Genomic DNA, 16,868 nt, shown 5'->3' with positions numbered 1-16,868 from the left:
CAAGTCGAGTGATATGGGTCGATCGACCCTTTTCACGCCATCAGTTGGCCGTACGTCTGTACGGCACCGGCGGCAGCGTCCCGGCGGGCGGTCCGTTCAGAAGCCGCCGCCGAAGTCCCCGCCGCCCCCGAGATCCCCTCCCCCGCCGTCGCCGAAGCCGCCGCCGAAGTCGCCGGGGTCGAAGTCCCCGCCGGAGACGTCGCCGCCGTCGTAGCCGCCGCCGAAGTCGCCGTATCCGGCGCCGTAGTCGGCCGCGTAGGAGGGCGTGGCCATCATGCCTCCCAGGACGGTGCCGACCAGGAGGCCGGGGAGCAGGCCGCCGCCGAAGTAGCCGCCCGCCCAGGGGCCGTAGGCCGGGCCCGCGTCCCAGTAGGGGCGGCGGCCGTCCTCGGTGTCCACCTCGCGGACGGCGGGGTCGCGGCCGTCGGCCAGGCGCGTGGCGTCGGCCGCGCAGACGGGGACCTCGCGCGGGGCGCCGCCCGCGGGCGTCCAGGTGGCGTCGGCGACGGACGGCCCGTGACGCGGGTCGAAGAAGCAGGGCGGCCGGCGCTCGGGCAGCGGGCGTCCCTCGCGGCGGGCGGCGAGCTGGGCGAGCGAGAAGCGGCCGTCCTCCAGGGCCTGGGTCACGGCACGCACGTCCTCGGGTCTGCGCGCGTCCGCCATGGCCGACTTCGCCTGCTCGTAGGCGTCCAGGGCGCGTTCGTAGTCCGCGCGCACGGCGTCGTCGGCGCCCGCCTCGGCGGGGTGGAAGTCGAGGCGGTCCAGCTCCTCGCCGAAGGCGGTGATGTCCTCGTCGACGACGACGCGGAGCCGCTCCAGGGCCGCCCGCTGCTCCTTTTCGTGCCTGCGCCGGTTGCGTCGTACGAGGGTGTACGCGCCGGCGCCGCCGACCGCCAGGACCGCGCCCACGGCGATCAGCGAGGTGGACGACACCCCGCCGCCGGGCGAGGACGAGCCCCAGGTCGCGGGGGCCGAGCCGCCCATGTTCGCGAGGGCCCGGTCCGTGAAGTCGGTGAGCTGGGTCTTCGCGTCCTGCTCGCCGCGCACGCTGGTGACCAGGTTCCGCACGGCCGTGCGCGGCAGGACGGAGGAGTCGGCCTTGGCGTCGAAACGGTCGCCGAGGCGGATCGCGTACAGGCCCGTGACACCGGTCGCGGTACGCAGGTTCGGGAAGAGGTTCGCTGTCGGGTAACCGGCCGGCAGGACCACGACGAACAGGGGTTTGCCGTGGTCCTCGATCTTCTTGGCCAGGGCGTCCGCGTCGCCGCTGGAGAGCTGGGCGGAAGCGGCCGGATCGACGTAGACGGGACTCTTGCGCAGGGCCTCGGCGATCGTCGAGACACCGGTGTCGGCCTGCGCCCGCGGTGCGCTCAGGGCGACGGTCAGGAAGACCAGCGCCAGCACCGGCAGCAGGGCCAGGAGGCTTCGGATCCGCAGAACGGCCTTCATGTGTCGAAGCTACCCGAAGCCTCCCAAACCCTGTTGCTCATGCAGCTCAGCCGGCCCGGTAGGCATCCTCCAGACGCAGTACGGCGGCCCCGTACCTTCCGGTGAGCGAGAGGTGGTCCGCGTCGGCGAAGGGCTTCGCGACCGCCGCCGTCATGCCCTCGCCCACCTTCTCCTGGACGATCAGCCGCGCCCTGGTGACGAGCGCGCGGCCGGCCTCGTCGGCCCCGGCCCGCTCGGCGACCGCGGCGGCCACGGCGAGCGCCTTCAGCGTGATCGCGCCGCCGCCCGGCACCTTGGTCAGGGTCGTCAGGCCCCAGCCGTACGGGAACTGCGGGTCGTACGCCGAGTCGCCGACGTTGATCGGCAGCTGGGCCTCCGACTTCGGCCAGGTGACCGGGAGTTGGCCGGTGAAGGGCCGCTTGCCGTACAGGACGTCGGCCACGCCGTCGCCCTCGGTGCCCGGCAGCCAGGAGGCCACCAGCGCGTCGATGCCGCCGAGCCGGTCACCGATGAGCTGCGGCCGCCCGGAGACGATCAGCACCGCGCACTTCATGGCCGCGCACACCTTGTCGACGGCCGCCTTGTCCGCGGCGGACAGCTGGAGGTCGTGGCCGTTGCCGACGTCGCCGACGCCCTCGGCGTACGGGGTCTCGCCGACGACGACCACGCCCACGTCGTAGCCGCCGGTCGGCGCCGACGCGTCCTTGGACCAGGTGACGTCGCCGCCCGCGTTCCTCATCCCCTGCAGGATCGTCGTGCCGGGGACGATGTTCCCGGACGAGCCCTGCCAGGTGACGGTCCAGCCGCCGCTCTGATTGCCGATGTCGTCCGCGTCGGACCCGGCGACGTAGACCTTCTGGCTCTTCTTCAGGGGCAGCACGCCGCCCGCGTTCTTCAGCAGCACCTGCGACTCGGCGGCCGCCCGGCGGGCGACGGCCCGGTGCGCCGCGGAGCCGATCTGCCGCGCGTTGCCCGTGTCGGCGTACGGCTTCTCGAAGAGCCCGAGCCGGAACTTCTGCGTGAGGATGCGGGACACGGCGTCGTCGATCCGCTTCTCGCCGACGCGGCCGGCCTCGACCTCGTCGACCAGCGTCGCGCTGAAGTCCTTGTAGCCGTACGGCACCATCATCATGTCGACGCCCGCGTCGACGGCCGTGCGCACATGGGCCGGGTAGTCGCCCGGCAGCTGGTCGATCGCGTTCCAGTCGCTGATGACGAACCCGCCGAAGCCCATCCGGCCCTTCAGCACGCCGTTGATCATGTCGGCGCGGGCGTGCATCTTCACCGGGCCCTGGCCGTCGCCGAGGATGTCGAGCGAGGAGTACGACGGCATGACCGTGCCGACGCCCCGGTCCACGGCCGTCTGGTAGGGCGCCAGGTGGACGGCCTCCAGCTGCTGCCGGGTGACCTTGGTGACGCCCTGGTCGATGGTGTACGTGCCGGTCGTGGAGGAGCCGTACTCGGTGCCGCCGTCGCCCACGAAGTGCTTGGCGGTGGCGAGGACCTTGTCGTTCCGCTTCAAGTCCTTGCCGTTCGCGGCCCCTTGGAGGCCCTGGATGACCGTCTCCATGGACTTCACCAGCGCCGGGTCCTCACCGAAGGACTCGTAGGAGCGGCCCCAGCGTTCGTCGCGGGAGACGCAGAGGCACGGGGCGAAGTCCCAGGGGACGCCGGTGGCGCGGACCTCGGAGGCGGTCACCGCGCCCGCCCGCTCGGCGAGCCCGGGGTCGCGCGTGGCGCCGATGCCGATGTTGTGCGGCATGATCGTGGCGCCGACCAGGTTGTTGTGGCCGTGCACCGCGTCCACGCCGTAGATCAGCGGGATCTGGAACCGGGTCGCCTGCGCCCGCAGCTGGAAACCGTCGATCATCTTCGCCCAGGCGGCGGGGGTGTTGGGCGTGGGTGTCGAGCCGCCGCCGGAGAGCAGCGAGCCGAGGGCGTACGTGGCGACGTCGCCGCCCTCGCCGACGGCACCGCGCTCGGCCTGCGTCATCTGGCCGGCCTTCTCCTGAAGGGACATTCGGGACAGGAGGTCGGCGACGCGCTTCTTCACCGGCAACTTCGGGTCCAGGTACGGCAGTCCGTGCGCGTCGACGACGACCTGCGGGGTCTCGGCGGGCGGCTTGGCGCCGGTGACCGTGAGCTTCAGCGGGATCGTCTCGGCGGGCTCGGCCGCCTTGTCCCTGAGGGTGCGGACCTCGACGGTCCGCGTCGTGCCGGAGGCGGTGCCCGCCGGGAAGGTGAGCGTGCCGGAGACGGGGACGTAGTCCCTGCCCGCCTCGGCGGTGCCGCCCCCGGTCTCGTACGCGACGGTCACGGGCTCGTCGATCGGGGCGGAGCCGGTGGTGGCGAGAGTGACCTTGACTGCTGCGGTGGCGCCCTGCTTCACCGGGTGCACCGCGGCGTCGGTGGTGACGGAGGCGCGCAGGGACTGGTCCGCCTTGCCGTACAACTCGACGTCGTCCATGGCGAATTGGCCCTTGACGCCGACGGGGAGGGTGACGGCGTACCCCCACATCGAGGTCAGCCCGAGGACGTGGTCGATGCCGCCGACGGGCTGGTAGTCGGTGCGGTAGGCGAAGTCGGTGAAGGGGATCTCGATCTGCTTCCAGCCGGTGAAGTCGTCGGTGAACGAGGTCGTCCACAGCTCGGACGCCTCGCCGTTGGCGCCGCCGTCCTTGATCTCGAAGGCGATCTTCCTGCCGTTGTCCCGGCCGTCCCACCAGAAGCGGATGCCCCGGTGGGCGGACCAGTCGTGACCGGGCTGGTTCGCGGCGAAGTCGTGGGTGTATCCGCCGTAGCCGCTGATGTCGTAGGTGCCGGCGAGGACCTTGTCGCCGTCGGGGGCGTCCGGGCGGGCGGTGAGCTCCAGGCCGGGTGGGTCGTCGGAGTCGCCGCCCCAGGTGAAGATGCCCTCGGCGGGCTGGGACGCGAAGGGGACCTCGCCCTCGAAGCGGTCCAGGGGGACCGGGGCGGGATCGTCGGCCGCCTGCGACGCGGTCGGCGAGAGCAGTGCGGCGACCACGGCCGCGGAGACGAGCAGGGCGGTTCTTGGCATGGACCTTCCCTCGACTCTCTGGTTCACTCTGGCTCGAGCAGTTCACTCATGACTTAGATCACGCCGTGAGTTAACTAAGGCCCCGCAGACCCGTCAAGACGTCTCGTCAGGAAGGGATGCACCCCCCATGAGAAGAACCCCCCACGCACTCCGGCTGCTGCTGGCCGGAGTGCTCTCGGCGGCCGGCTTCACCGCGGCCGTTCCCCCCGCACACGCGGCCGGCGAGCAGGTCACCGCGTGGCTCACCACCACCGACGACTCCGCAGGACGCCATGTCACGCGCGGGCTCCAGGCGCAGACGCCGTTCGCCTTCCAGTCGGGCACGGGTGGCGGCGGCGAGAACATCACCGTCGACGAGGGCACCCGGTACCAGACCTTCACCGGCGGCGGCGCGTCCTTCACGGACACCGCGGCCTGGCTGATGAACTCCAGCGGCGCGCTCTCGCAGGCCACGCGCGACGCCACGATGAAGAAGCTGTTCTCGCCGACGGACGGGATCGGGCTGTCGTTCCTGCGCAATCCGATGGGGGCCTCGGACCTCGCGCGCTACGGCTACACCTACGACGACGTGCCGGCCGGGCAGAGCGACCCGAACCTGAACGGCTTCTCCATCGCGCACGACCTCGCGGACGTCGTCCCGCTGACCAAGCAGGCGCTCCAGCTGAACCCCTCTCTGACTGTCATGGCCTCGCCATGGACGGCTCCGGCCTGGATGAAGGACAGCGGCTCGCTCAACGGCGGCTGGCTGAAGGCGGAGGACTACGGCGCCTACGCCGACTACTTCGTCAAGTACCTCCAGGCGTACAGGAACCAGGGCGTCGACGTCTCCTACGTCACCCCGCAGAACGAGCCGACCTGCTGTGGCGGTTACCCGTCGATGAGCTGGAACGCCTCGGGCATCCAGTACTTCCTGAAGAGCGAGCTGCTGCCGAAGCTCCAGTCCGCGGGCCTGTCCACCAAGGTGCTGGCGCACGACTGGAACTGGGACGTCTACGACTCCTACGCGGCCGCGTCCGTGGACGACGCCGCGATCCGCAACCACCCCAACTTCGGCGGCATCGCCTGGCACGGCTACGGCGGTGACGTCGGCAAGCAGACCTCGGTCCACAACCAGTACCCGAACCTGGACGCGTTCGGCACCGAGCACTCCGGCGGCACCTGGATCGCCAACCAGCAGCGCGAGGACATGAACAACATCATCGACTACACCCGCAACTGGGCGAAGTCGGTGACCAAGTGGTCCCTCGCGGTGGATCAGAACATGGGACCGCACAACGGCGGTTGCGGCACCTGCACCGGGCTGATCACCGTGCACGACGGGGACGGGGCGAGCGGGACCGTCGACTACACCGTCGAGTACTACACGATGGGCCAGCTGACGAAGTTCGTGCGGCCCGGCGCCCAGCGGATCGCCTCGACGGCGTCCTCGGCGGTGCCGAACGTGGCCTGGCACAACCCCGACGGCTCCAAGGCGCTGATCGCCTACAACGACGCCTCGAGCGCCAAGACCGTGACCATCAACTGGGGCTCGCAGCACGCCACTTACTCGCTGCCGGGCAAGACCTCGGCCACCTTCACCTGGAACGGCACGCAGTCCGGCAGCGGCAGCCCGTCCGGCTCCTTCGTGGGCCTCGCCGGCAAGTGCCTCGACGTGGCGGGCGCGTCGAGCGCGAACGGCACGGCCGTCCAGCTCTACGACTGCAACGGCTCCTCCGCCCAGCAGTGGACCGTGCAGGGTGACGGGTCGGTCCGGGCCCTGGGCAAGTGCCTCGACGTGACCTCGGCCTCGGTCGCCGACGGCGCGAAGGTCCAGTTGTACGACTGCAACGGCAGCGGGGCCCAGCAATGGGCGTACAACTCCTCCACCGGTGACGTCGTGAACACGGCGGCGAACAAGTGCCTGGACGTGACGGACAACTCCTCGGCGAACGGCGCCCGCGCGCAGATCTGGAGCTGCACGGGCGCCGCCAACCAGAAGTGGCACCTGCAGTAGGGGCACCACCGGGGTGGCGCCCGCCGGAGGTGGCTACTGCGCCGGCTCCACCCCGGCCCGCAGCAGGCCGTAGGTGTACGCGTCCTCCAGCGCCTGCCACGAGGCCGCGATGACGTTCTCCGCGACACCCACCGTGGACCACTCGCCCGTGCCGTCCGAGGTGGAGATCAGCACGCGGGTGGTGGACTGGGTGCCGTGGACGCCTTCGAGGATGCGGACCTTGTAGTCGACGAGCTCGAGCTTGGCGAGCTGCGGGTAGATCTTCTCCAGCGCGACGCGCAGGGAGCGGTCGAGGGCGTTGACCGGGCCGTTGCCCTCCGCGGTGGCGACGATGCGCTCGCCCTTGGCGTAGAGCTTGACCGTGGCCTCGTTGGCGTGGGTGCCGTCGGGGCGGTCCTCGACGATGGCCCGCCAGGACTCGACCTCGAAGTAGCGCAGCGGCCCGCCCTGCACCTCGGCGCGGAGCAGGAGTTCGAAGCTCGCGTCCGCCGCCTCGTAGGTGTAGCCCTTGAGCTCGCGCTCCTTGACCCGCTCGACCACCCGGCCGACCAGCTCGCGGTCGCCGCCCAGGTCGACGCCGAGCTCCTTGCCCTTGAGCTCGATGGAGGCGCGGCCCGCCATGTCGGACACGAGCATCCGCATGGTGTTGCCGACCAGCTCCGGGTCGATGTGCTGGTACAGGTCCGGGTCGACCTTGATGGCCGAGGCGTGCAGGCCGGCCTTGTGCGCGAAGGCCGAGACGCCCACGTAGGGCTGGTGGGTGGAGGGCGTGAGGTTCACGACCTCGGCGATGGCGTGCGAGATCCGGGTCATCTCGCGCAGCGCGCCCTCGGGCAGGACCTGCTTGCCGTACTTGAGCTCCAGGGCCGCGACGACCGGGAAGAGGTTGGCGTTGCCGACCCGCTCGCCGTAGCCGTTCGCGGTGCACTGCACGTGGGTGGCGCCCGCGTCGACGGCGGCGAGGGTGTTGGCGACCGCGCAGCCGGTGTCGTCCTGGGTGTGGATGCCGAGCCGGGCGCCGGTGTCGGCGAGGACGGTCGAGACGACGGCCTGGATCTGCGCCGGCAGCATGCCGCCGTTGGTGTCGCAGAGGATCACCACGGAGGCGCCGGCCTCGGAGGCGGTCCGTACGACGGCCTTCGCGTACTCCGGGTTGGCGCGGTAGCCGTCGAAGAAGTGCTCGCAGTCGACGAACACCCGGCGGCCCTGCGCCACCAGGTGGGAGACGGTGTCGCGGACCATCTCCAGGTTCTCGTCCAGGGTGGTGCGCAGCGCCAGTTCGACATGCCGGTCGTGCGACTTGGCGACCAGGGTGATGACGTCGGCCCCCGCGTCCAGAAGCGCCTTGACCTGCGGGTCCTCGGACGCCTTGGCGCCGGCGCGGCGGGTCGCGCCGAAGGCGACGAGCCGGGCGTGCTTGAAGTCGATCTCCTGGCGGGCGCGGGCGAAGAACTCGGTGTCCCGCGGATTGGCGCCGGGCCAGCCGCCCTCGATGAAGCCCACGCCGAAGTCGTCCAGGTGCCGTGCGATGGCCAGCTTGTCCGCCACGGTGAGGTTGATGCCCTCGCGCTGCGCGCCGTCGCGCAGCGTCGTGTCGAAGACGTGGAACGAATCGTCGAGCTCGCTGGTTGCGGTCATGGTGTCAAGGCTCCTGCTGTTGGATCCCGCTGGATCTCGGTCAGTACCGGAATGACCGGCTCCACCGTCCCCAATGATCCCTCGCGCTTTGCTCCCGGCTGAAGGTGGGCCAGAAAAGCGAAAAACCCCTCGCGGGTGCGAGAGGTCTGCGCGCGGGTCGAGGACGACGGTGTCCGCCCGTACCTGGTCGTACGTGGCGGTCACTGCGGACCGGCGCGCCTGCTGCCAATAATCATGGCGAACGAGAGCACGGGGGAAGTCTGGCACAGGTCGCCCCCGCGCTCACCGTCCGTCTCAGGATGCGAACAGCGCGCTGATCACCGCACTGATCACTGCGCCGTCCGCAGGAACACGTCCGACACCCCGTTGGTGTCCCCCCGCACCAGATCGGACGAGGCCGACTCGATCGCGACCACCGTGCCGTCGGCGTTCACGGACGGGTGCCCGGCCGGAAGGTCGTTGCGGCCGCCCCACCGGTCGACGCTGATCAACTGCCGCTTACCGGTGGCGAGTTCGAGCGATCCTATTGCGTACAACCCGGGTGGAACGTCACGCGTCCGCGAGAAGCGTCTCGTCCAGGAACTCCCGTACGTGGTCGAGAACTTGCGGCCGGTCGGTGCCGCGCAGCCCGATCGCCACATGGATGGAGAGACCGTCCAGGAGCGCCCGCAGCCGGGCCGCGAAACGGTCGGGGTCGACCCGCCGGAACTCCCCTCGCGACACGCCTTCCGCGATCAGCGCCACCAGGTCGCGGTGCCAGGCGCCCTCGATCGCGGCCTGCCGGTCGCGGGCGTCCGCCTCGGCGTTCTGCGAGCGGTTCCAGACCTCCAGCCACAGGGTCCAGTGCGGATCCCTGTGACCGTCGGGGACGTACAGGTCGACATAGGCGTCGAGCCGCTCGCGGGCCGTGCCGCTGCGGCCCAGCAGCCGGCCGCGCTCCGCGCCCAGCCGGCCCTCGCTCCACTCCAGGGTCTGCAGCAGCAGCTCGTCCTTGGAGCGGAAGTAGTAGAGCAGATGGCCGCTGCTCATCCCGACCTCACGGCCGAGCGCCGCCATCGTGAGCTTCTCCAGACCGCGCTCGGCGATCATCTCCATGGCGGCGGCGAGCACGTCCTCGCGCGGCGGGGCGTTCCTGCGCGCACCGGCCATGTCTCGGCTCCTAGATCCTCGGCTGCTGTTGCGTGACGCAGTGGATACCGCCACCGCCCGCGAAGATCGTACGGGCGTCCACCAGCGTCACGGTCCGCTCCGGGAAAAGGCGCCGGAAGATCCCGGCCGCGATCTCGTCGCGCGGGTCGTCGAAGCCGCACAGCACGACGCCGCCGTTGCAGAGGTAGTGGTTGATGTACGAGTAGTCGGCCCAGTGGCCGTCGGCCTCCAGCACGGTCGGCGCCGGCACCTCGACGACCTCCAGGCTGCGGCCGCGCGCGTCCTTCTGCGCCTTCAGCAGCCCGATGACCTCCTTCGTCACCTCGTGGTCGGGGTGCGCCGGGTCCGGCTGGGAGTGCGCGACCACGACGCCCGGGCGGGCGAAGGCGGCGACGATGTCGACATGGCCGAGGGTGCCGAAGCCGTGGGGAGGGTAGTCGCCGGTGAGGCCGCGCGGCAGCCAGATCGCCTTGCCGGTGCCGAGGTGCGCGTGGATCTCCGCCTCGACCTCCTCGCGCGTCCACTGCGGGTTGCGCTCGGCGCCGAGCTGGACGGTCTCGGTCAGCAGCACGGTCCCCTCACCGTCGACATGGATCGCGCCGCCCTCGTTGACGAACTTCGAGGCGTACGTCCGCGTGGAACCGGCGAGGTCCGAGACGTACGCGGCGATCTTCGCGTCGTGCTCCCAGCGGGCCCAGTCCTGGGCGCCCCAGCCGTTGAACGTCCAGTCCACGGCGGCCAGTTCACGGCCGTCGGTGAGGAAGGTGGGGCCGATGTCGCGCATCCACGCGTCGTCCAGCTCCCGCTCCACGGTGTCGATGCCAGGGCCGAGCAGCGCCTGCGCCCGCGCCGACTGCCCGGGGCCGCACACCACGGTCACCGGCTCGAAGCGCCGCACCGCGCGGGCGACCGAAGCCCAGGCGGTTCGGGAGGCCGCGAGGTCCTCCGGGTCCTCGAAGGTGGGGTTCGGGCCGGGCCACGCCATCCAGGTGCGCTCGTGCGGGGTCCATTCGGCGGGCATGCGGAAGCCGTCGGCGGCAGGAGTGTTCACGCGCGGGCCAGGGGTGCTCATGCGGAGTCCTTCACAGGAAGTAGAGGCGGTTGAGGGAGACCGAGTCGGCGGGCTCCGAGCGGATCGGTTCGCCGTCGAGGGTGACCAGACCCGTGCGCCGGTCCACGTCGACCGCTCCGGTACGGGAGTTGCGGCGCAGGTCGGCGGGGCCGATGCCGCGGGTGCCGCGGACGGCGACCCTTCTTCTGCGCGTCGGCATCGAGTCGCCCCCCTGGTCGAGGGCGGCCTGCGCGACGAAGGCCACCGAGAGGTCGGCGGGGGTCGCGCCGTGGGCGCCGAACTGCGGTCCCAGGACGAGGGGTTCGCAGGTGTCGGTGGCCGCGTTCGGGTCGCCGGTCACGCCGTAGGCGGGGAAGCCGGACTTGAGGACGAGCTGCGGCTTGGCGCCGAAGTACTCCGGGCTCCACAGCACGATGTCCGCCAGCTTGCCGACCTCGATCGAGCCCACCTCGTGCGAAAGGCCGTGGGCGATGGCCGGATTGATGGTCAGCTTGGCCATGTAGCGCAGGACGCGCTCGTTGTCGTGCTCGTCCGGGGCGCCGAACTCGGCCTTCATCTTCCCGGCCATGGCGAAGGTGCGGCGGACCGTCTCGCCCGCCCGTCCCATGCCCTGCGCGTCGGACGAGGTGATGCCGATCGCGCCCAGGTCGTGCAGCACGTCCTCGGCGCCCATGGTCCCGGCGCGGATGCGGTCGCGGGCCATGGCGGCGTCGCCGGGCAGGTCGGTCTTCAGGTCGTGGACGGAGACGATCATGCCGTAGTGCTCGGCGACCGCGTCCCGGCCGAAGGGCAGGGTGGGGTTGGTGGAGGAGCCGATGACGTTCGCGACGCCCGCCATCTTCAGCACGTTGGGGACGTGCCCGCCGCCGCAGCCCTCGATGTGGAAGGCGTGGATGGTGCGGCCCTCCAGCACCCGGAGGGTGTCCTCGACCGACAGGCACTCGTTCAGGCCGTCGCTGTGCAGGGCGACCTGGACGTCGTACTCCTCGGCGACGCGCAGCGCCGTGTCCAGGGCGCGGGTGTGGGCGCCCATGTCCTCGTGCACCTTGAAGCCGCTCGCCCCGCCCTCGGCGAGTGCCTCGATCAGCGGGGCGTCGTGCGAGGACGAACCCCGGCCCAGGAAGCCGATGTTGACCGGCCAGGCGTCGAAGGCGCCGAACGCGTGCTTCAGCGCCCACGGCGAGTTGACGCCGACGCCCCACACCGGCCCGAACTCCTGGCCGACGATCGTCGTCACGCCGGAGGCCAGCGAGGCCTCCATGATGCGCGGCGACAGCAGATGGACGTGGGTGTCGACGGCGCCCGCGGTGGCGATGAGCCCTTCGCCGGAGACGATCGAGGTGCCCGTGCCGACCACGACGTCGACCCCGTCGAGGGTGTCCGGGTTCCCGGCCCGCCCGATCGAGCAGATCCGGCCCTCCCGGATGCCGATGGACACCTTGCGGATGCCCTGCACGGCGTCGATCACGACGACGTTGCTGATGACGACGTCACAGGTCTCGCGCACCGCTGCCGCCTTGAGGTGCAGCCCGTCGCGCGCGGTCTTCCCGAAGCCGGCGAGGAACTCGTCGCCGTAGCGCTGCGCGTCGGATTCGACCCGGACCGTCAGCCCGGAGTCGCCGAGGCGGATGCGGTCGCCGGCGCGGGGGCCGTGGGTCGCGGCGTACTCGTACGGGGTGAGCCGGCGCGCCTGCGCCGGGTGCCCTCCGGGACGGCTCATCGCCCGGCCTCCTGATCAGTGGTCCGCGGTACGCCGAGGTAGCCGCAGGCGGCGGCCCGGCGCAGGGCCTCCTCGCGGGCGCCGGGCGCGTCCAGCGGCCCGTCGACGAGACCGGCGAAGCCGATGGCGATCCGGGCGCCGCCGATCGGCAGCAGGCCGACCTGCAGCGACTCCCCCGGCCCGAAGCGCACCGACGCGCCCGCGGGCACCGCGAGCCGCATGCCGTACGCGTCGCTCCGGGCGAAGTCGAGGCGCGGGTTGGCCTCGAAGAAGTGGAAGTGGGAGGTGACGGAGACCGGCACGGTGGCGGTGTTGGTGACCGTCAGCCGCAGGACCGGCTCGGGGTCGCTGTGCTCGGGCCCCGGCAACAGCGCGCCCGGCGCGTCGTCCCCCAGCCCGCCGCCGATCGGGTCGCTGACCACGGCAAGGCGCGAGCCGTCGTCGAAGACGGCCTCGACGTGCACCTCGGTGACGACGTCCGCGACGCCGGGCAGCACGTCGGACGGGCCGAGCACGGAGCGGGCGCGCTCGATGGCCTCGGCCAGCCGGGCACCGTCGCGGGCGGCCTCGCAGACGGTGTCCGCGATCAGCGCGGTCGCCTCGGGGACGTTGAGCCGCAGCCCGCGCGCACGGCGGGCACGGGCCAGCTCGGCTGCTCCGAAGAGCAACAGCCGGTCACGTTCCGTGGGGGTCAGTCTCACGCCACGACACCTCCTTGCCTTCCTGGATTTAGAACAACACTCTAAATGCTAAGTCCGCAAGCCCATGGCATTGACCGAAGCACGGGCGACACGTCACATTGAACGTCGCTCAAACTTCACGAGGCGGCCGATCGAAGGAGACCAGCCATGCCGATAGAACAGCGCGGAGTCGACACCATCCCCGACGAGGAACGCACCAGCGGTCCACGCGACCTCGTCTCGATCCTGCTCGGCTCCAACCTCTGTCTGGGCGTGATCATCTTCGGCTGGCTGCCGCCGTCGTTCGGCCTCGACTGGTGGGGCTCGCTGAGCTCGATCGTCGTGGGCACGCTGGTCGGCACGGCGCTGACGGCCCCGCTGGCGCTGATCTCGCTGCGCACCGCGACCAACCTCTCCACCTCCTCCGGCGCCCAGTTCGGCGTGCGCGGCCGGCTGGTCGGCTCGGTCGTCGGCCTGCTGCTGGCCCTCGGCTACACCGCGCTGACCGTCTGGATCGGCGGTGACGTGATGGTGAGCGTGCTGGGCCGCCTGATCGGCCTGCCCGGGAACGGCGTCTCCTACGCCGTGGTCTACGCACTGCTGGCAGCGGCGACCGTGGCCGGCGCGGTGTACGGCTACCGCGTCCTGCTCACCATGTCCCGCGTCCTGGCCATCGGCATGACGGCCCTGCTGCTCCTGGGGGTCGTGGCGTACGGCCCGCACTTCACGACCTCGGCGCTCCCCGCGGCCGGCGGCTACCTGCTGGGCGGTTTCTGGCCGACCTGGTTCCTGGCCACCGTGGCGGCGGGCCTGTCCGGCCCGATCGCCTTCATCACCCTGCTCGGCGACTACACCCGCTACATCTCCCCGGTCCGCCACGCCTCGCGCCGGGTCCTGCACGGGACCTGGCTCGGCCTGATCCTCGGCCTGCTGGTCCCCCAGCTCTTCGGCACCTTCACGGCGTTCGCGGCCCGCGCGGCGACGGACTACGCGGGTCCGCTGGTCGCGGCCTCCCCCACCTGGTACCTGATCCCCCTCCTGCTGTCGGCCTCCGCCGGCTCCGTCGGCAACGCGGGCCTGATGCTCTACTCCATGGGCCTCGACCTCGACGCCATCCTCCCGCGTGCCTCCCGCGCCCGCGCCACCTACACGGTCGCCGTCGTGGCGACGGCCTGCGTCTTCGTCGGCCACTACTACTCCAGCGCCCAGGACGCGATGACGTCCTTCGTCCTCCTCCTGACGGCCATCGGCACCCCTTGGGCGGTCATCACCCTCATCGGCTTCGCCCGCTGCCGGGGCGTGTACGACGCGGACGCCCTCCAGGTGTTCAACCGGCGCTCGCAGGGCGGCATCTACTGGTACCGGGCCGGCTGGAACGTGCGCGCCACACTCTCCTGGGCGCTGGGCGCGACGGTCGGGCTGCTGGCCGTGTCCCTCCCGTCCTACGAGGGCCCGCTGCTGTCCCTGACGGGCGGGGTGGACTGCAGCTTCCTGCTGTCGGGACTGGTCGGCGGCGTGGTGTACCTGCTGCTGACGGCGAACGTGCCGCAGACGGCCGGGGCCGCCCCGGACGGTGCGTCCGAGGCGGCCCCCAGGGTGCCGAGCGACTTCTAGCCCAGCTTGTGCATCCAGCCGTGCGTGTCGTCCGCCGTGCCGCGCTGGATGTTCAGCAGGGCCTCGCGGAGCCGGACCGTGACCTCGCCGGGCTCGCCCGCGGACTGCTGCCACTCGATGCCGTCGCGCTTGACCGTGCCGACCGGCGTGATGACGGCGGCGGTGCCGCAGGCGAAGACCTCGGTGAGGGTGCCGTTCTCGGCGTCGCGCTGCCACTGGTCGATGGAGACGCGGCCCTCCTCGGACTCGTAGCCCAGGTCGCGGGCGACGGCGAGGAGGCTGTCGCGGGTGACGCCCTCGAGGATGGAGCCGGTGAGGGTCGGCGTGATGATCTTGTCCCCGTAGACGAAGTACAGGTTCATCCCGCCGAGTTCCTCGACCCACTTGTGCTCGACCGCGTCGAGGTAGCAGACCTGGTCGCAGCCCTTGGCGGCGGCCTCGGCCTGGGCGAGCAGGGAGGCGGCGTAGTTGCCGCCGGTCTTGGCGTCGCCCATGCCGCCGGGCACGGCGCGGACGCGGTCCTCGGAGAGCCAGATGGAGACCGGCTTGACGCCGCCCGGGAAGTAGGCGCCGGCCGGGGAGGCGATCACCAGGAAGAGGTACTCGTTGGCGGGCTTCACGCCCAGGCCGACCTCCGTGGCGATCATGAACGGGCGGAGGTAGAGGGACTCCTCGCCGCCGTGCGCGGGCACCCAGGTCTTGTCCTGCTGGACCAGGGCGTCGCACGCCTCGATGAACATCTCGGCCGGCAGCTCGGGCATGCCGAGGCGGTGCGCCGAGCGCTGGAAGCGGCGAGCGTTCATCTCGGGGCGGAAGGTGGCGACGGAACCGTCGGGCTGGCGGTAGGCCTTCAGGCCCTCGAAGATCTCCTGCGCGTAGTGCAGGACCATCGTGGCGGGGTCGATCGAGAGCGGGGCGTACGGGACGAGCTGGCCGTCGTGCCAGCCGCGGCCCTCGGTCCACTTGATCGTCACCATGTGATCGGTGAAGTGGCGGCCGAACCCGGGGTTCGCCAGGATCGCCGCGCGCTCGGCGTCGGAGAGCGGGCTGGCGGAGGGCTTGAGCTCGATCGTGGGCGTCGTCATGAGTGGTTGTCCTTCACCGGTTGTGTGTGTCGGGCCGCGTTGCTCGGTACTGGACCACGAGATGGCCAGTGCTAGGACGTCCGAGCATTGCCTCGTTCAGCGGCTCCGCGTTCGATTATCGCAAGCGGGGAACCGTGGACGAAAACGGCGTGAAAGCGGCCCAGGGATGATGGTGGCACCCGGCGGGGACAGAGCGAAAGCCGCCGGGTGCGGATGCGACCCGGCGGCTTCGAATGAATTCGAGGAGCGGGCGGGTCAGCCGGCTACTCGTACGGCCAGCGCGTCGCCGATCTCCGACGTGCTGCGGGCGGGCTTGCCGGTGCGCTCGGCCAGGTCGGCGGAGACCGCCTCGTCGATACGGGCGGCCTCGGCCTCGTGGCCGAGGTGGCGCAGGAGCAGGGCGACGGAGAGCACCGTGGCGGTGGGGTCGGCCTTGCCCTGGCCGGCGATGTCCGGGGCCGAGCCGTGGACCGGCTCGAACATGGACGGGAACTCGCCGGAGGGGTTGATGTTCCCGCTCGCGGCGACGCCGATGCCGCCGGAGACGGCCGCGGCGAGGTCGGTGACGATGTCGCCGAAGAGGTTGTCGGTGACGATGACGTCGAACCGCTCGGGCTGCGTGACCAGGTAGATGGTCGCCGCGTCCACGTGCATGTACTCGGTGGTGACCTCGGGGAACTCCGCGGCCACCTTGTTGAAGACGTTCGTCCACAGGTGACCCGCGAAGCTCAGCACGTTGTTCTTGTGGATCAGCGCGAGCTTCTTGCGCGGGCGGTCCTGGGCACGCGCGAAGGCGTCCCGGACGACCCGCTCGACACCGAAGGCCGTGTTCACCGAGACCTCGGTGGCGACCTCGTGCGCGGTGCCCTTGCGGATGGTGCCGCCGTTGCCCGTGTACGGGCCCTCGGTGCCCTCACGGACCACGACGAAGTCGATGTTCGGCTCACCGGCGAGCGGCGTGGCCACACCCGGCAGGAGCTTCGACGGACGCAGGTTGACGTGGTGGTCGAAGGCGAACCGGAGCTTGAGCAGGAAGCCGCGCTCCAGGACGCCGGACGGCACCGACGGGTCGCCGATCGCGCCGAGCAGAATGGCGTCGTGCCGCTTCAGCGCGTCGAGGTCGGCGTCACTCAGGGTCTCACCGGTCGCGTGGTAACGCCGGGCGCCGAAGTCGTACTCCTTGGTCTCCAGCTTCACGTCCTGCGGAAGGACGGCGGAGAGGACCTTCAGGCCTTCGGCCACGACCTCCTGGCCGATGCCGTCACCGGGGATCACTGCGAGATTGAGGCTGCGAGACATGTCGGCACCCTACTCCTCGTCCCATGGGATGACATGCCGTGTCCGCGATACGGACATGTACGGCGACGCCGGCCCCGACTCGTCGCCGCACGTTCACCCGCATACCTGGCG

12 protein-coding genes are annotated in these 16,868 nt (G+C 71.2%); 2 read left to right on the top strand and 10 right to left on the bottom strand.

Annotation, left to right across the window (positions count from 1 at the left end; genetic code table 11):
• Window positions 1-96: 96 nt before the first annotated feature.
• On the bottom strand, window positions 97-1,449 hold the full coding sequence (locus tag ACGFYN_RS17440; protein ID WP_393866685.1) for a hypothetical protein: 1,353 nt from the start codon (window positions 1,447-1,449) through the stop codon (window positions 97-99).
• A 46-nt stretch (window positions 1,450-1,495) separates the two neighbouring features.
• On the bottom strand, window positions 1,496-4,507 hold the full coding sequence (locus tag ACGFYN_RS17435) for a carbohydrate binding domain-containing protein (protein WP_393866684.1): 3,012 nt from the start codon (window positions 4,505-4,507) through the stop codon (window positions 1,496-1,498).
• A 127-nt stretch (window positions 4,508-4,634) separates the two neighbouring features.
• On the opposite strand from ACGFYN_RS17435, the gene ACGFYN_RS17430 reads away from it, so the two are divergent.
• Entirely contained in the window at window positions 4,635-6,500 is a 1,866-nt protein-coding gene (locus tag ACGFYN_RS17430; protein ID WP_393866683.1) for a ricin-type beta-trefoil lectin domain protein, read from the top strand.
• 33 nt (window positions 6,501-6,533) lie between these two features.
• On the opposite strand, the gene cimA is transcribed toward ACGFYN_RS17430, so the two are convergent.
• The 6 genes from cimA to ureA form a co-directional block, all read right to left on the bottom strand.
• Window positions 6,534-8,138, bottom strand: a complete 1,605-nt coding sequence (gene cimA / locus ACGFYN_RS17425) for a citramalate synthase (RefSeq protein WP_393866682.1) — start codon at window positions 8,136-8,138, stop codon at window positions 6,534-6,536.
• 329 nt (window positions 8,139-8,467) lie between these two features.
• Entirely contained in the window at window positions 8,468-8,674 is a 207-nt protein-coding gene (locus tag ACGFYN_RS17420; RefSeq protein ID WP_393866681.1) for a hypothetical protein, read from the bottom strand.
• A 13-nt stretch (window positions 8,675-8,687) separates the two neighbouring features.
• Window positions 8,688-9,287 carry a TetR/AcrR family transcriptional regulator gene (locus tag ACGFYN_RS17415; protein ID WP_393866680.1) on the bottom strand — a complete coding sequence of 200 codons (600 nt, stop codon included), beginning with the start codon at window positions 9,285-9,287 and terminating at the stop codon, window positions 8,688-8,690.
• 10 nt (window positions 9,288-9,297) lie between these two features.
• Entirely contained in the window at window positions 9,298-10,359 is a 1,062-nt protein-coding gene (locus ACGFYN_RS17410) for an agmatine/peptidylarginine deiminase (RefSeq protein WP_393866679.1), read from the bottom strand.
• A gap of 10 nt (window positions 10,360-10,369) precedes the next feature.
• On the bottom strand, window positions 10,370-12,079 hold the full coding sequence (locus ACGFYN_RS17405) for an urease subunit alpha (RefSeq protein ID WP_393866678.1): 1,710 nt from the start codon (window positions 12,077-12,079) through the stop codon (window positions 10,370-10,372).
• Window positions 12,076-12,780 (bottom strand): urease subunit gamma, encoded by a 705-nt coding sequence (gene ureA / locus ACGFYN_RS17400; RefSeq protein ID WP_393866677.1) that lies wholly within the window; start codon window positions 12,778-12,780, stop codon window positions 12,076-12,078. The genes ACGFYN_RS17405 and ureA overlap by 4 nt, the downstream gene beginning before the upstream one ends.
• A 147-nt stretch (window positions 12,781-12,927) precedes the next feature.
• On the opposite strand from ureA, the gene ACGFYN_RS17395 reads away from it, so the two are divergent.
• The gene (locus tag ACGFYN_RS17395) at window positions 12,928-14,373 is read left to right on the top strand and encodes a cytosine permease (protein ID WP_393866676.1); all 1,446 of its coding nucleotides are present in this window, start codon (window positions 12,928-12,930) and stop codon (window positions 14,371-14,373) included.
• Here the strand turns inward: ACGFYN_RS17395 and ACGFYN_RS17390 are convergent.
• On the bottom strand, window positions 14,370-15,458 hold the full coding sequence (locus tag ACGFYN_RS17390; protein WP_393866675.1) for a branched-chain amino acid aminotransferase: 1,089 nt from the start codon (window positions 15,456-15,458) through the stop codon (window positions 14,370-14,372). The genes ACGFYN_RS17395 and ACGFYN_RS17390 overlap by 4 nt on opposite strands.
• A 255-nt stretch (window positions 15,459-15,713) precedes the next feature.
• Window positions 15,714-16,757: a 3-isopropylmalate dehydrogenase gene (locus ACGFYN_RS17385; RefSeq protein WP_393866674.1), complete on the bottom strand. Its 1,044-nt coding sequence runs from the start codon at window positions 16,755-16,757 to the stop codon at window positions 15,714-15,716.
• Between the last annotated feature and the right edge of the window lie 111 nt (window positions 16,758-16,868).

The organism is Streptomyces sp. NPDC048419 (assembly GCF_043200415.1).
Lineage (GTDB): Bacteria > Actinomycetota > Actinomycetes > Streptomycetales > Streptomycetaceae > Streptomyces.
This window is presented reverse-complemented; position numbering and strand designations above follow the sequence as displayed.

Bases quoted from the DNA above. Each gene is read 5' to 3' on its own strand.
- ACGFYN_RS17440 (WP_393866685.1), bottom strand. From the start codon at position 1,449: ATGAAGGCCGTTCTGCGGATCCGAAGCCTCCTGGCCCTGCTGCCGGTG.
- ACGFYN_RS17435 (WP_393866684.1), bottom strand. From the start codon at position 4,507: ATGCCAAGAACCGCCCTGCTCGTCTCCGCGGCCGTGGTCGCCGCACTG.
- ACGFYN_RS17430 (WP_393866683.1), top strand. From the start codon at position 4,635: ATGAGAAGAACCCCCCACGCACTCCGGCTGCTGCTGGCCGGAGTGCTC.
- cimA (WP_393866682.1), bottom strand. From the start codon at position 8,138: ATGACCGCAACCAGCGAGCTCGACGATTCGTTCCACGTCTTCGACACG.
- ACGFYN_RS17415 (WP_393866680.1), bottom strand. From the start codon at position 9,287: ATGGCCGGTGCGCGCAGGAACGCCCCGCCGCGCGAGGACGTGCTCGCC.
- ACGFYN_RS17410 (WP_393866679.1), bottom strand. From the start codon at position 10,359: ATGAGCACCCCTGGCCCGCGCGTGAACACTCCTGCCGCCGACGGCTTC.
- ACGFYN_RS17405 (WP_393866678.1), bottom strand. From the start codon at position 12,079: ATGAGCCGTCCCGGAGGGCACCCGGCGCAGGCGCGCCGGCTCACCCCG.
- ACGFYN_RS17395 (WP_393866676.1), top strand. From the start codon at position 12,928: ATGCCGATAGAACAGCGCGGAGTCGACACCATCCCCGACGAGGAACGC.
- ACGFYN_RS17390 (WP_393866675.1), bottom strand. From the start codon at position 15,458: ATGACGACGCCCACGATCGAGCTCAAGCCCTCCGCCAGCCCGCTCTCC.
- ACGFYN_RS17385 (WP_393866674.1), bottom strand. From the start codon at position 16,757: ATGTCTCGCAGCCTCAATCTCGCAGTGATCCCCGGTGACGGCATCGGC.